This is a genomic window from Pantoea sp. X-Soil-TKNS-1207 (assembly GCF_059730485.1).
On record NZ_AP035958.1, the window covers coordinates 1,364,184 to 1,379,078 of the forward strand.

12 protein-coding genes are annotated in these 14,895 nt (G+C 60.6%); 7 read left to right on the forward strand and 5 right to left on the reverse strand.

What is annotated here, in order from left to right; all coding sequences use genetic code 11:
- Positions 1–11 precede the first annotated feature (11 nt).
- Genes AC6I8V_RS06295 through AC6I8V_RS06305 form a run of 3 tightly spaced genes read left to right on the forward strand, consistent with a single transcriptional unit; the run spans position 12 to position 3,079 of the window.
- The gene (locus AC6I8V_RS06295) at positions 12–857 is read left to right on the forward strand and encodes a polysaccharide deacetylase family protein (RefSeq protein WP_497845033.1); all 846 of its coding nucleotides are present in this window, start codon (positions 12–14) and stop codon (positions 855–857) included.
- Positions 850–1,728 carry a polysaccharide deacetylase family protein gene (locus AC6I8V_RS06300; RefSeq protein ID WP_497845034.1) on the forward strand — a complete coding sequence of 293 codons (879 nt, stop codon included), beginning with the start codon at positions 850–852 and terminating at the stop codon, positions 1,726–1,728. Before AC6I8V_RS06295 ends, AC6I8V_RS06300 begins: the two co-directional genes overlap by 8 nt.
- Positions 1,721–3,079, forward strand: coding sequence for an MmgE/PrpD family protein (locus AC6I8V_RS06305; protein WP_497845035.1), 1,359 nt, complete (start codon positions 1,721–1,723; stop codon positions 3,077–3,079). The genes AC6I8V_RS06300 and AC6I8V_RS06305 overlap by 8 nt, the downstream gene beginning before the upstream one ends.
- A 9-nt stretch (positions 3,080–3,088) precedes the next feature.
- Here AC6I8V_RS06305 and AC6I8V_RS06310 read toward each other — a convergent pair whose 3' ends face one another.
- From AC6I8V_RS06310 to speB, 3 genes are all read right to left on the reverse strand, one after another.
- Entirely contained in the window at positions 3,089–4,396 is a 1,308-nt protein-coding gene (locus AC6I8V_RS06310) for a trypsin-like serine protease (protein WP_497845036.1), read from the reverse strand.
- Between the two features lie 246 nt (positions 4,397–4,642).
- Positions 4,643–5,731 (reverse strand): iron-containing alcohol dehydrogenase family protein, encoded by a 1,089-nt coding sequence (locus AC6I8V_RS06315; RefSeq protein ID WP_497845037.1) that lies wholly within the window; start codon positions 5,729–5,731, stop codon positions 4,643–4,645.
- Positions 5,728–6,687: an agmatinase gene (gene speB, locus AC6I8V_RS06320; RefSeq protein ID WP_497845038.1), complete on the reverse strand. Its 960-nt coding sequence runs from the start codon at positions 6,685–6,687 to the stop codon at positions 5,728–5,730. Before speB ends, AC6I8V_RS06315 begins: the two co-directional genes overlap by 4 nt.
- 123 nt (positions 6,688–6,810) lie before the next feature.
- Between speB and AC6I8V_RS06325 the strand changes: the two genes are divergently transcribed.
- From AC6I8V_RS06325 to ybiB, 4 genes are read left to right on the forward strand one after another with little or no spacing between them, the layout of a single operon-like run.
- Positions 6,811–7,707, forward strand: a complete 897-nt coding sequence (locus AC6I8V_RS06325; protein WP_497845039.1) for a LysR family transcriptional regulator — start codon at positions 6,811–6,813, stop codon at positions 7,705–7,707.
- A 56-nt stretch (positions 7,708–7,763) separates the two neighbouring features.
- Entirely contained in the window at positions 7,764–9,914 is a 2,151-nt protein-coding gene (dinG, locus tag AC6I8V_RS06330) for an ATP-dependent DNA helicase DinG (protein WP_497845040.1), read from the forward strand.
- 2 nt (positions 9,915–9,916) lie between these two features.
- Complete coding sequence (locus tag AC6I8V_RS06335; protein ID WP_497845041.1) at positions 9,917–10,570, forward strand: FMN-binding negative transcriptional regulator; 654 nt, start codon at positions 9,917–9,919, stop codon at positions 10,568–10,570.
- Positions 10,557–11,525, forward strand: a complete 969-nt coding sequence (gene ybiB / locus AC6I8V_RS06340; protein ID WP_497845042.1) for a DNA-binding protein YbiB — start codon at positions 10,557–10,559, stop codon at positions 11,523–11,525. Before AC6I8V_RS06335 ends, ybiB begins: the two co-directional genes overlap by 14 nt.
- 4 nt (positions 11,526–11,529) lie before the next feature.
- On the opposite strand, the gene AC6I8V_RS06345 is transcribed toward ybiB, so the two are convergent.
- Together AC6I8V_RS06345 and hutU are read right to left on the reverse strand one after the other, a co-directional pair.
- A complete protein-coding gene (locus tag AC6I8V_RS06345; RefSeq protein ID WP_497845043.1) occupies positions 11,530–12,687 on the reverse strand; it encodes a M20 aminoacylase family protein in 1,158 nt (385 codons plus the stop codon).
- Positions 12,688–13,201: 514 nt separating this feature from the next.
- Complete coding sequence (gene hutU / locus AC6I8V_RS06350; protein ID WP_497845778.1) at positions 13,202–14,887, reverse strand: urocanate hydratase; 1,686 nt, start codon at positions 14,885–14,887, stop codon at positions 13,202–13,204.
- Between the last annotated feature and the right edge of the window lie 8 nt (positions 14,888–14,895).

A 14,895-nucleotide genomic window follows, 5' to 3' on the forward strand; every position in this document is an offset into this window, starting at 1 on the left:
GGAGGCCTTTCATGCGACAACCGGGCGCAGTACGCTGGCCACAGGGCAAGCGCGGCTGTATGGCGCTGGCGTTTGACCTCGATGGTCCCACCGGTGATGCCATGCTGAATGGCAGCCTGTGGTCCACGCCAGAGTATTTTACCTTCGGCGCTTACGGACCGTACCGCGCGCTCGGGCGTCTGCTCGATCTGCTGCGGGCGTTTCATCTGCCCGCCACCTTTTTTGTTCCCGCCTGGGTGGTGGAGCAGTGGCCGCAGCAGTGTCAGGCGATTGTCGATCAGGGCCACGAAGTGGCCTATCACGGTTATCGCCATGAATCCTTCTGGGCGATTTCGCCCGAGGAGCAGCGGGCGGTAATGGCCAAATCGGCCGCCATCTTTAAACAATATCTCGGCATCACCGCCTGCGGTTTCCGCACGCCGTCAGGCGACTGGCATACAGAAACGCCGCAGATCCTGCGTGAGGCGGGGGTGATCTACTCCAGCAGTATGCGCGGCGACGATCGCCCTTACAGCATTCCGGTTAACGGCCACACGCCGCTGGTGGAGATCCCCGGCAAATGGGAGATGGATGACTACGCCTCGCTGGCCTATACGCGCCAGCCGGACTTCCCGAAAGGCGGCGATCGCATTGCCAGTTATGCCCATACGCGGGATAACTGGCAGCGTGAATTTGATGGCGCAATGGATGAAGGTTTATGTCTGACCACGCTGTTCCATCCGAAAATCTCCGGGCAGCCGGGGCGACTGCTGCTGCTGGAGCAGCTGTTTGAACATATGACGGCGCGCGATGACGTGTGGTTCGCGCGCTGCGACGCGGTGGCGCAGTGGTACCTGCAGGAGCAGCAGCATGACTGAATCTTCCCGCTGGCCGCTGGGCTTCCAGTCGGCGGCAATCCTCACCCTCGATTTTAACGATATTCACGGCATTCTCACCCAGGCACCGGCCGTCGCCGGGCGCGACAAAACCCTGTCGGTGTGGCGCTACGGCACGCTGCGCGGCGTCGATCGTCTGCTGGCGCTGCTGGCGGAAAAACAGCTGAGAGCCAGCTGGTGCTTACCGGCGATTGTGGCCGAAGAACAACCCGAGCTAGTGCGACGTATTGTCGCCGCCGGGCATGAAATCGCCTGTAGCGGCGATCGGCATGAAGATTTCTCGACGCTGACGCTGGAGCAGCAGATCGCAAGCGTGACGCGCGGCTGCGACAAACTGGCGCAGATTACTGGCCAGCCCATTCAGGGGTTTCGCACCCCGGCCGGGCAGTGGAAACCGGGGCTGGCGCAGGCGCTGGTGGCACTGGGTATCCGCTGGTCATCAAGCTGGCGCGGCGACGATCTGCCGTATTTCCACCCCGGCACCCGGCTGGTGGAGCTGCCGATGCACTACACGCTGGAAGATGAACCCTATTTTGCCTTCAACCTCAGTCCGGCGATCCCGCCGGGGCAGTCGCGTATCGCCCCGTACGGCGAAACCCTCGATAACCTGACGCAGGATTTCCACGGTTTCCACCGCTTTGGCTTGTGCTATCTGCTGCGCCTGCACCCGGAAATTATTGGCACCGCCGGGCGTATTGGCCTGCTGCGATCGCTGCTCGACACGCTACAGCAGCACAACGTATGGATTGCCACCGCACAGCAGGTGGCGGCGCACTGGCAGAGCCAGCCCGACAATGGAGCGGACCATCCGGCCGAGGTGTTCAGCCGGGTTAGCGGAGAGATCAATGCTTAATCAACTGGCGCAGTTTATCGCGGAAACGCGCTTTGACTCGTTGCCCGCTCCGCTGGTGGAGCAGGCGAAACGTCACTTTCTCGATACCCTCGGCGCGTCGCTGGCCGGGAGCGACAGCCCGATCTGGCGCGCGTGTCTGGCGCTGGTCGACGAGGAGGGCGGCAACGCTCAGGCGCAGCTGTGGGGCAGCGCGAAACAGGTGACTATCCGTCAGGCGGCGTGGCTGAACGGTGTGGCGGCCCATATGTACGAGCTGGACGATACCGGTGGCTGCGATCATTCCGGTGCGGTGGTGATTCCGGCGCTGCTGGCGGTGCTGGCGCGCGCGCCGCAACCGGTGAGCGGCCAGGCGCTGCTTACCGCTATGGTGATCGGCTATGACATTGGCCGTCGCGTGCTGGAGGCCTGCGGCGGTTATGCGGCGCATAATGGCGCGGGCTGGCACTCCACCGCCACCTGCGGCGTGTTTGGCGCGGCGGCAGCGGTGTGCTCGCTGCTGCAACTGAATGCAGCGCAGTGCGCTTCGGCGCTCGGCATCGCCGCCAGTTTCAGCGGCGGGTTGTGGGGCTTTATCCACGATGGATCGCACACCAAAAAGCTCCATGCCGCGCGTGCGGCGGAGGGCGGGGTGCAGGCGGCGCTGCTGGCGCAGCGGGGCATCAGCGGTCCGGCAGCGGTGTTTGACGCACGCTGGGGCGGCTTCCTGCAAACCCTGGCGGCAGACACGCAGCAGCCCGAGGCGCTGGTCGCCGATCTTGGCGTGGTGTGGAAGCTGGCGCGTTGTTCCATCAAACCCTACGCCGCCTGCCGTGGCACCCACTCGGCGATTGATGCGCTGGGTATGCTGCTCCAGCAGCAGCCGGTCGCGATCACCGATATCGCGCGTATTGTGGTGGGCCTGAACCCGTTCCTGCTGGAGATGTGCGGGACGCGTGATGTCGCCAGTCTGGCGGCGGCGCAGATGAGTCTGCCTTATGCGCTGGCGGCGCGTGCGCTGTATGGCGCGGCGGATCTCGCCAGCTATGATGATGCGAAGCGCCTGCATCCCGATGCGGAAGCGCTGATGGCGCGTATTGAGCTGGAGATCGATCCAGAGCAGGACCGCGATGCCGAACCCTGGGTGCGGCTGGAGACGGTACAGGGTGGGGTGTGGCAGCAGCATGTGCCGGTGCCCTCCGGTGCGCCAGCCAATCCGCTCAGCCAGCAGGCGCTGCTGGCCAAGTACCGCAGCCTGGCGCAACGCGTGTTGCCACAGGCGCAGGTCGCCCGGCTGGAGACGGTGTGTCTGGCGCTGGATACCTTAGGTGATGCCAGTGAAATCAGCGCGTTGTTAGCGGCCAGCGGCGCATAAATACGTCCCCTATGGTTGGCTGACAATCGTTGAGATGACACCTTCATATAAAGGCGAGGAGAGCGTGGCGCCAGGGTGATGCTTATCCGCATGTCGCCACTCAATCTGCACCCATTCCGCGACGGTGTTGGGATTGCCGGGCGTAAATTGCACGGTGGTCGAGTTTTTATCCGCAGAGATCACTCTGCCATAATAAACTTTACCCCTTTGGATTTCCCCGGCGTACTTACCCTTGAAGCTGATGACGGTTCTTTCAGCAGAATTAAACAGCGCGGTGCTAAGTTTCACATTGATAGATTGCGCATGACGATCCCGGCTGACTGACTGCACGCCATCGAGCATTTTTGCCACAATAATGCCTGAGTCCTCTGGCTTTCCCGCATTGTCGTGGTCAAGATCGCCGGCAACAACGCCGATCTGAATATAACTCAACCCCGTATAAGGCTGTTTCTTCCCGGCCAGTTTAATAATTCGATTGTCACCAGCATTCTCAATGTCAGCAATATATCGGGTTTGCCCATTTTGTATGGCAGCACGATATTCACCATCAACCCAGATAACAACCTTGTTTTTCGAGTTGAAAAGTTTGTTGCTGACTTTAAATTCTATCTGCTGTTGCGCGTTGAGCTTAACGTCATAGATCCCCGTGACGCCATTTTCTTCAAAAACACTTTTTGCGGCGGATAATGTTGTTGCGCCTGCCAGATATTGCGGGCCGCCAAAATGGATAGCCACAACTTTTCCATTTATTATCATCGGCGAACCTGAATCCCCCCCGATTGCGTCGCCATTGATGAGCTTTGCGGTGATGCTATTGGCATAGGCGTTTTCCCATATTACTTTTCCATTCAGCTGCGAAAGATAACGATTGCCGCCGTAGCCATAGATAGTGGTGACATCCTCCAGTTTTGGGTGATTATTGGGATCAAATTCCGGGTAGGACCATAAGCGTTTGGGCTGCGCAAGACGGATTAGCTGAATATCATCAGGGGAGGGGATATAACGCTGAACCGCAACCTCATCATAACCCGCCGAGCCTTGCTGGGGAAAATAAACGCTTTTAGGTTCGGTACAATGTTTGGCGGTGACCACCCACCACGGGTTATAAGCAGTTCCACTACAGCGACCTTTGGTACCCTGAATCCAGACTACCCAGGGAACAAAAACAGATTCGCCATCGACCAGCCGTACTTCAGGCAGATCTTTATTCTCAAAATAGGTCTTTTCATTGGCGCAGGCATGGCTGGCGGTAAAGAAAAGCGCGCCTAAGCAGGTCGTCATAATTAACGGAGTTTTCGTCGATTGAGTTTTTTTCATTAAAAAGTCATCCTTGTAATGAATTAAATTATAAAGAGCAGGTCCGGCTCTTATCTGTCAGTGGCGTCAACGCACATCTTGCCAACGGGTAAATATTATCGGCGTTCAGATTAACCATATAACAACGGGGAGAGGATAAAATGGCAGGCTTAAATAAAAGGTCGTTCAGTTAATCATTATTTACCGGGTGCGCATAAATGCGCACCGGGTAACATTGGGGCCAGACAAGCGCCGCTACGATTGCGATCACATCACGCGCTGCGCCAGCCCCTCAACGCGCTGTATCGCCGCCAGCAAGCGCGCTTCCGTCACCGCGTCCGCCATATTCACCATATCCGGCGCATCTACCGACTCACGCACAATCAGCGCCAGTTCCGCCGCGTCCAGCTCAGCAATCTCTGACAGTTGCAGCGGCACGCCGCACTCACGTGCCAGCCGCATCTCGGCCAGCACCTCGTCGTCGCTGCGCTGCTCCAGCGCCAGCAGGCACAGGTTGCCGAATCCGACCAGCAGACCATGACCAAACTCACGCGTCTTATCGCAGAAAGTAAAACCTTCATAGATGGCATGGGAGGCCGCCGCGTGTGCGCCATTGCTCATCAGCGAAGTTAAACCGGCCCAGGTGAAAATCGCGTCCAGCACCTGATCCAGCGCGGCGCTGCTCTCGCCACGCAGCACGGCGGCATAGGCGGTCGGGCCATGTTCGGCGATCACGTCATAGCAAATTTTGCTGTGCGCCAGCGACGACAGCGCATTGCCTTCGCGCGCCGGGTGGCGGGTGCTGACGGCGCGAAACTCATACCATTTCGCCAGCGTATCGCCCAGCCCGGCGGCCAGCCAGCGCGCAGGCGCTTTGGCCAGCAGATCGCTGTCGATCACCACCGCGGCGGGTGCCTGCGGCAGCGGGAAGATATCGAAGAAATTGCCGTTATCATCGTAGCGAATGCTCAGCGGCGTCACCGCTGAGCAGGTGGCGGCGATGGTGGGCAGGGTGATCACCGGCAGACCCAGCTGTGCCGCGACGGCTTTACAGGTATCGAGCGACTTGCCGCCGCCAGCAGCGATAATCACCTCCGCCTGCAATTCGGTGGCGATGGCCGCCAGCCGGTTGATATGGTTGATCGACGTCTCGCCGCCAAACCACTCCTGCGCCAGCAGCGTGACGTCCGACGCCAGCAGCTGGGCGCGCACCTGCGCTTCCACCGCGCGCAGCGCCTGATGGCCGCCAATCAGCAGCGCGCGTTTACCGAGGCTGGCGCACAGCTCACCCAGCTGATTGATCACCCCTGCGCCGCGCAGCACGCGCGCCGGAAACACCAGATTCATTTGTGTCATTGCTTCTTCTCTGTATAGCGGACGCCGGGCAACACGCACAGCATCTCATAAAGGATATTGGCCGCCAGCTGCGAGGTCATGCCGCTGAGATCATAGGGCGGCGATACCTCCACCAGATCGCCCCCCACCAGGTTCAGGCCACGGCAGCCGCGCACGATCTCCAGCCCCTGTATCGAGGTCAGACCGCCCACTTCCGGCGTACCGGTGCCGGGCGCCCAGGCGGGATCAAAGCTGTCGATGTCATAGGAAAGATAGACCGGGCCGCTGCCGATACGCGCCCGCACCTCGGCCATCAGCGGTGTCAGGGAGCGATGCCAGCACTGCTCGGCGGGGATCAGATGGAAGCCCTGATCGACGCCCCATTGAAAATCATCCGCGGCGTAACCCTGCGCACGTTGCCCAATCTGTACCACGCGCTGGCAATCAAGCAAACCTTCTTCCACCGCACGGCGGAAGGTGGTGCCGTGGGCGATTTTTTCGCCAAACATCTCGTCGTTGGTGTCGGTATGGGCATCAACGTGGATCAGCCCCATTGGCCCGTGTTTTTTCGCCAGCGCGCGCAGGATCGGCAGCGTCAGCGTATGGTCGCCCCCCAGCGTCAGGGGGATCAGCGGCCAGCGATTCAGCTCGCTGTAGTAATCCTCGATAATATCCACCGATTTCAGCAGGCTGTAAGTATTGATGGGCACATCCCCAAGATCGCCCACGCGCAGTGAATCGAAGGGCGCAGCGCCGGTCGCCATGTTGTACGGACGGATCATCACCGAATCAGCGCGAATGGCGCGCGGTCCGTAACGGGTGCCGCTGCGCTGCGAGGTGCCGATATCCAGCGGAATACCGACAAAGGCCACATCCAGATCGGCGGGGGATTCGGCAGCCGGTAAACGCATCATGGTGCCGCGTCCGGCGAAACGCGGCATCTCATTGCCGCCCTGCGGTTGGGGAAAATGGGTCATGACCGACTCCTTAGCTGAACAGATCCCCATCATCACCCGTCTGGCTTAGGGGAAAAATCCTTGACAGCAGATAATCACTTCAGGGATTACTTAACTTTAGCCAGCAATCACTGAAGGAAGACGGTGCAACCTTTACCCAATCTCAAACTGCTCCAGGTATTCGCCAGCGTGGTGGAAAATCAGGGCTATTCGCGCGCGCAGCAGGCGCTGAATATGACCACACCGGCCATCAGCGCCTATATGAGCGAGCTGGAAAGCCAGCTGGGTTTTATTCTGTGCCAGCGCGGGCGCGGCGGCTTTACCCTGACCAGTAAAGGCGAGCAGTTTTATCGCTACAGCCAGGAGATGCTGGCGACGCTGGCGGGCTGGCAGGAGCAGGTGGAGACGCTAAAAAGCGCGCAGGGCGGTACCTTTTCCCTCGGCGTGGTGGATGCCACCGTCACCGACAACACGCTGGATCTGCCCGCCGCCATCGCCCGTTTTAATCAGCGCTTCCCGGCGGTGTTTTTCAACCTCAGCGTGCGCGATCCCAACGAACTTCAGCAGCAGCTGCTTGAAGACAGGCTCGATCTGGCGATTGGTCACTTCCCGCTGCGCGCCAGCAATCTGGTCACCATTCCGTTGTATGAAGAACAGCACTGGCTCTATTGCAGCCCGCAGCATGTGCTGGCGCAGGGGACGCCGGACGTGCGCACCGTGCAGCAAACCGGCATGGTGACGCGCCGCTACTGGAACCAGCAGGAGCTGAATAAACGCGGGTTTCGCCAGAGCAATGCCTCGGTGGAGAGTATCGAAGCGCAGCTGACGCTGATCCTCAGCGGGCGCTTTATCGGTTATCTGCCGGAACACTACGCCCGCAGCTGGGAACAGCAGGGCGTGCTGCGTCGCCTGCTGCCGCAGCAGTTCCACTTTCGTGCGCCGTTCTCCTTCGCGTTTCGGCGCGGGAGAACGCGCGAAACCTTGATCCGCGCGATGCGTGAAATTCTGAATCCAGCGCGAAAAAATAGCAGCGAAAGCTGACGCTGTGGCGATACTGTGTAAAAATACAGGCCATTTTCCCGCAAAAAGTAATAACGATGGCCCTGACAGCAGCGATAAAAAGCCAGATTGCGCAATGGTATAAGGCGCTGCAGCAGCAGGTTCCTGACTTTATCCCGCGCGCGCCGCAGCGCCAGATGATCGCCGAAGTGGCGAAAAGCCTCTCCGGTGATGAGGGACGGCATCTGGCGATTGAAGCCCCGACCGGCGTTGGCAAAACCTTGTCCTATCTGATCCCCGGCATTGCCGTCAGCCGTGCCGAAGAGAAGCGGCTGGTGATCAGCACCGCCAACGTGGCGTTGCAGGACCAAATCTTCAGCAAGGATCTGCCGCTGCTGAAGAAAATCATTCCCGACTTAACCTTCACCGCCGCCTTTGGGCGCGGGCGCTATGTCTGCCCGCGCAATCTGGCGGCGCTGGCGGCCAGCGAAGATCAGCAGGGCGATCTGCTGCTGTATCTCGACGATGAGGCGGTCACCGGCTCGAAAGAAGAGCAGAAGCTGTGTGCCGGGCTGGAAAAACAACTCAGCCGCTACCAGTGGGATGGCCTGCGCGATCATACCGATGTCGCCATCAACGACAGCCTGTGGCAACGCCTCTCCACCGACAAAGCCAACTGCCTCGGCCATCACTGCCGCTGGTATCGCGAGTGCCCGTTCTTTGTCGCGCGCCGCGAGATAGAGCAGGCGGATGTGGTGGTGGCTAACCACGCGCTGGTGATGGCGGCGATGGAGAATGAATCGGTGCTGCCGCCGGCGAAACACCTGATGCTGGTGCTGGATGAAGGCCACCATCTGCCGGAAGTGGCGCGTGATGCGCTGGAGATGAGCGCCGAGATCACCCCCGGCTGGAGCAGCCTGCAACTGGATTTGTTTGTGCGTCTGGTGGAAACCATCATGGCGCAGTTCCGTCCCAAATCGCCGCCGCCGCTGAGCAACCCGGAGCGGCTGAAAGGCCACTGCGATGAAATGCGCGAGCTGTTGCAGACGCTGTGCAACGCGCTCACCCCGCTGCTGCCCGATAACAACCAGCCGGGCGAGTTTCGCTTTGTGCTGGGTGAACTGCCGGAAGAGCTGCTGACGCTGTGCGCCCGACTGTTCAAGCTGAGCGATGCGCTGCGCGGTCTGGCTGAAGGGTTGCTGAATGAGCTGGGCGATCAAACCGGCAAAGCCGACATTATGCGGCTGCACAAGGCGATTTTGCAGCTCAACCGCCACTTTGGCTGGTTTGAATCCATCAGCAAGCTGTGGCGGCTGGCGGCGATGGAGAAAGCCTCTAACGCGCCGGTCTCCAAATGGGTGACGCGCGAGCTGCGCGACGGCCAGGCGCATCTGCTGCTGCACTGCGCCGGGATTCGCGTCAGCGATCAGCTGGAAAAACTGCTGTGGCGCAAGATCCCCCATGTGGTGGTGACCTCGGCGACGCTGCGTTCGCTTAACAGCTTTAGCCGCTTGCAGGAGATGTCGGGGCTGAATGAAAAAGCCGGTGACCGCTTTGTCGCACTCGATTCACCGTTCCAGCATGTTGACCAGGGCAAGCTGGTGATCCCGCAAATGCGTTTTGAGCCGCTGATGAGCCATGAAGCGGAGCATATCGCCGAGATGGCGCGCTTTTTCCGCGCCCAGATGCAGCAGGAGAAGCACAAAGGGGTGCTGGTGCTGTTCGCCAGCGGGCGTGCCATGCAGCAGTTTCTCACCCATGTCACCGATCTGCGTCTGACGATGCTGGTACAGGGCGATCAGCCGCGTTACCGGCTGGTGGAGCTGCATCGGCAGCGGGTGGAGCAGGGCAAAACCAGCATCCTCGTCGGCCTGCAATCCTTTGCCGAAGGGCTGGATCTGAAAGGTGATTTGCTGTCGCAGGTGCATATCCACAAAATTGCTTTTCCCCCGGTAGACAGTCCGGTAATTTTGACCGAAGGGGAGTGGCTGAAGAGTCTCAGGCGCTACCCGTTCGAAGTGCAGAGCTTACCCAGTGCCTCATTTACCCTGATCCAGCAGGTGGGTCGTTTGATTCGCAGCCATCAATGCTTCGGCGAGATCGTGATTTACGATCGACGCCTGATCAGCAAGCCGTATGGCAGCCGCCTGCTGGCCGCATTGCCGGTGTTCCCGATTGAACAGCCGCCGATGCCTGAGGCCATTACCGAGGCCGCGCCGCGCAGACGGCGTGCCAGCAGAAGGAGTTGAGCATGTTGTACACGCCACGGGCGTTTAATCAGCCGGATGCCGAGGCGCAGCGCCAGCTGGTGCTGCGCCATCCGCTGGGATTACTGGTTTCCAACGGCGCTGATGGCCCGCTGGCGACGCCATTGCCCTTTTTGTTGCAGGTCGATGAGCAGGGCGAGTGGGTGTTGCAGGGGCATTTATCCCGCGCTAACCCGCATCTGAAAGCGCTGGACGCGGGCGCGTCGGTGCTGGTGGTGTTTCAGGGCGAGCAGGGTTACATCACCCCGGCCTGGTATGAAGAGAAGGCGCGCAGCGGCAAAGCGGTGCCCACCTGGAACTACCTGACGCTGCACTGCCGGGGCGTGCTCACCCGCCATGACAACGCGCAGTGGCTGCACGCGCAGATAACCGCCCTGACGGCCCAGCAGGAGCAGGGGATGCCGCAGCCGTGGGCGGTGAGCGATGCGCCGGAAGCCTATATCGACAGCATGGTGAAAGCCATTGTCGGCGTGGAAATTCGCGTGACCCAGCGCGAAGGCAAGTGGAAACTCAATCAAAATCGCAGCCTGACGGATCGCCAGCAGGTGGCAGACGGTTTACAGCAACAGCAAAATACCCCTTTAGCCGCCGAGATGCGGCGTGCTCTGGACGCGGATACCCCTGATGGAACTGAATAAAATTATCAAAGAGATTGGGCGCGGCAAAAATCACGCGCGCGATCTCGATTTCGACACCGCCGTGGCGCTGTACAGCGCAATACTGGCGGGCGAGGTGCCGGATCTGGAACTGGGCGGCGTGCTGATCGCGCTGCGCATTAAAGGCGAAGGCGAGGATGAGATGCGCGGCTTTTATCAGGCGATGCAGCAGCAGATGATGCGCCTGCAACCGCCTGCCGGGCGTCCGATGCCGATCGTCATTCCCAGCTATAACGGCGCGCGTCGCCAGGGAAATCTGACCCCGCTGCTGGCGCTGCTGCTGGTGAAGCTCGGCTTCCCGGTGTTGATGCACGGTATCAGCGACGATGCCACCCGCGTGACCAGCGAAGCGGTGCTGGCGGCATTGGGCATCCAGCCGCTGACCCAGCGCGAGCAGGCGCAGGCGGCGCTGGATAACGGCGAGCTGGCGTTTATCACCATCGATCATCTCTGCCCGCCGATGGCGAAACAGCTGGCGCTGCGCTGGCGCATGGGCGTGCGTAACAGCGCGCATACGCTGGCAAAACTGGCGACGCCGTTTGCCGAACGCGCCGCATTGCGGCTGGCCAGCGTGTCGCACCCGGAATATGTGCCGCGCGTCGGTAAATTCTTCCAGCATATCGATGCGCCGGGGATTTTACTCAATGGCACCGAGGGCGAGGTTTACGCTAACCCGCTGCGCTGTCCGGCAATCAACTATATTCAGGGCGCGGACGGCGAGGCGGAGGTGTGGATCGATCGCCAGCCGGAGTGCGACGTGGCGCTGCCGGCGTCAAAAAGCGCGGCTGATACCGCCAGCTGGATTCGTCAGGTGCTGGCCGGGGAGCGTGCGGTGCCGCAGGCGTTGCGTCTGCAACTGGCGTGCTGTCTGGTGGCGAGTGGGGAAAGCACCAGCCTGGCGCAGGCGGAACAGCGTCTGCAACAGGCCGGGATCTGACGCGTCAGGCTTTCGCCAGCGCGTTTTCCACTAACTGCTGCCAGAAGGTGATGCCAATCGGCAGCAGTTCATCATTGAAGTCGTAGCAGGCGTTATGCAGCGGTGCGGACGGCGTAGCGCCATCGGCGCCCAGCCAGAAATACGCGCCGGGACAACTTTCCAGCATACAGGCGAAATCTTCGGACGCCATCGATGGGTTAACCTGCCAGTGCACCTGGGCATCGCCCAGCAGCTGGCTGGCAACCTGCCGCACCTGTTCCGCCGGTGCCGCATGGTTGGCGGTAACCGGATAGCCCGGATACCAGTGGATTTCGCCGCTGACGCCGAACGGGCGCGGTAGCGTGCTGACAAAATCCTCAATTAAGCCACGCACCCGGTTGCGTACCTCGGTTTGCAGGCAGCGCACCGTACCGCGTAACACGATCTGCTCAGGGATGACGTTAATCGCCTCACCGCCGTGAATCTGCGTCACGCTCACCACCGCTGACGCCAGCGGCGACAAACGGCGCGACGGGATGGTTTGCAGCGCCATAATCAGCTCCGCCGCCACCACCATCGGGTCGGCGCCGCTTTCCGGCATCGCCGCATGGCAGCTTTTGCCGTTAAGGGTGATTTCAAACGAATCGAGCGATGCCATCATCGCGCCGGAATTGACGGCCAGCGAACCCACCGGCAGACCCGGCCAGTTATGCATGGCGTAGATGGCATCCATCGGGAAGCGCTGGAACAGGCCTTCTTCCACCATTTTGCGCGCGCCGCCGAGATTCTCTTCCGCAGGCTGGAAAATGAAGTGCACCGTGCCGCTGAACTGGCGGGTGGCGGCAAGCTGGCAGGCCGCGGCCAGCAGCACCGCGGTGTGACCATCATGGCCGCAGGCGTGCATCACGCCCGGCTGAGAAGATTTCCACTGCGGTTCGCCTTTTTCGGTGATCGGCAGCGCATCCATATCGGCCCGCAGGCCAATCACCGGCCCCGGACCGTTTTCCAGCGTACCTATGACGCCGGTGCCCGCCAGGCCGCGAAACACCTGCAAACCGGCATCGTTCAGCACCCGCGCCACCAGCTCGCTGGTGTGCTGTTCCTGGTAACCGAGTTCCGGGTGTTGATGTAACTGGCGGCGCCAGCGCAGGGCGTTTTCCAGCAGGGCGGCAGGCAGGGTCATAGGGAAGGATTCTCCATCAGCTGCGGTACGTCCGTTAGCCTGTACCGCGGGAAATTGAGTTATCACTGTAGTGGTAAGCGCAGGGTGGCGTCTATCGCAGAACGGGATAATTTGGCTATAGGGTATAGCCAAATGGAATAAATAAATCAGGGCCGTGGTCCTGTGCCGTGTCTGACACGGTCGGCATAAATGCCGACCCTACGGCGAAGGGTGCGCATCAATGGACGTACGCCACCCTTTTTGACACGGTCGGCATAAATGCCGACCCTACACCGTAGGGTGCGCGTCAATGGACGTATGCCACCCCTTTTGACACGGTCGGCATAAATGCCGACCCTACACCGTAGGGTGCGCGTCAATGGACGTATGCCACCCCTTTGACACGGTCGGCATAAATGCCGACCCTACACCGTAGGGTGCGCGTCAATGGACGTATGCCACCCCTTTTGACACGGTCGGCATAAATGCCGACCCTACACCGTAGGGTGCGCATTTATGCGCACCTGACTAACCCTTATCTCATCATCGGCAGATTCAGGCCATGCTCCTTCGCACACGCCTGGGCCTGCTCGTAACCCGCATCGGCATGACGCATAACGCCGGTGGCCGGGTCATTCCACAACACGCGGGCCAGACGCACATCCGCTTCGGCGCTGCCGTCGCAGACAATCACCACGCCAGCATGTTGCGAGAAGCCCATGCCCACGCCGCCGCCGTGATGCAGGCTGACCCAGGTGGCGCCGCCTGCGGTATTCAGCAGGGCGTTGAGCAGCGGCCAGTCGGAGACCGCATCGGAGCCATCTTTCATCGCTTCGGTTTCACGGTTCGGCGAGGCCACCGAGCCGCAGTCGAGATGATCGCGGCCAATCACAATCGGCGCTTTCAGCTCGCCATTGCGCACCATCTCATTAAACGCCAGCGCCGCCTTATGACGTTCGCCTAATCCCAGCCAGCAGATACGCGCCGGTAAGCCCTGGAACGCGATGCGTTCCTGCGCCATATCCAGCCAGCGATGCAGGTTCTTGTGATCCGGGAACAACTCTTTCAGTTTGGCGTCGGTTTTATAGATATCTTCCGGATCGCCCGACAGCGCCACCCAGCGGAACGGACCTTTGCCTTCGCAGAACAGCGGACGAATATAGGCCGGGACGAAGCCAGGGAAATCAAAGGCGTTCGTCACACCTTCATCCAGCGCCACCTGACGGATATTGTTGCCGTAATCGACGGTCGGCACGCCCATATGGCAAAAGTCGAGCATCGCCTGTACGTGGGTCGCCATCGAGGCGCGCGCCGCTTTTTCTACCGCTTTCGGGTTGCTGACTTTCTCCGCCTGCCAGCGATCCACATCCCAGCCAATCGGCAGGTAGCCGTTAATCGGGTCATGGGCTGAGGTCTGATCGGTCACGATATCCGGCTTCATGCCGCCCGCTTTGGCACGTTTCACCAGCTCCGGCAGAATTTCCGCCGCATTGCCCAGCAGGCCAACGGAAATGGCTTTTTTCGCTTTGTTCGCCTCGTCGATCAGCTGCAACGCCTCGTCGAGGGTATAGGCTTTGTGGTCGACATAGCGGGTGCGCAGACGGAAATCGATACGCGATTCCTGGCACTCAATCGCCAGCACGCTGGCACCGGCCAGCACGCCCGCTAGAGGCTGCGCGCCGCCCATGCCGCCCAGACCGGCGGTAAGGATCCAGCGGCCGCTCAGGTCGCTGTCGTAGTGCTGGCGACCGGCTTCAGCGAAGGTCTCGAACGTACCCTGCACGATGCCCTGCGCACCGATGTAGATCCAGGAACCGGCGGTCATCTGGCCGTACATCATCAGTCCGGCTTTATCCAGCTCGTGGAAATGATCCCAGGTGGCCCAGTGCGGCACCAGGTTGGAGTTTGCCAGCAGCACACGCGGCGCATCGGCATGGGTACGGAACACGCCCACCGGCTTACCCGACTGGATCAGCAGGGTTTCTTCCGGTTGCAATGCGCGCAGCGAACGCAGGATCTGCTCGAAGCACTCCCAGTTACGGGCCGCTTTACCAATGCCGCCGTACACCACCAGATCTTCCGGGCGTTCGGCCACGTCAGGATCGAGGTTGTTCTGGATCATGCGGTAAGCCGCTTCAATCAACCAGTTGGCGCAGTGCAGTTCAGTACCGTGCGGAGCACGGATCTCACGGGCAACCGCCTGGGTCAGAGTTTCGCTCATCATCAGTT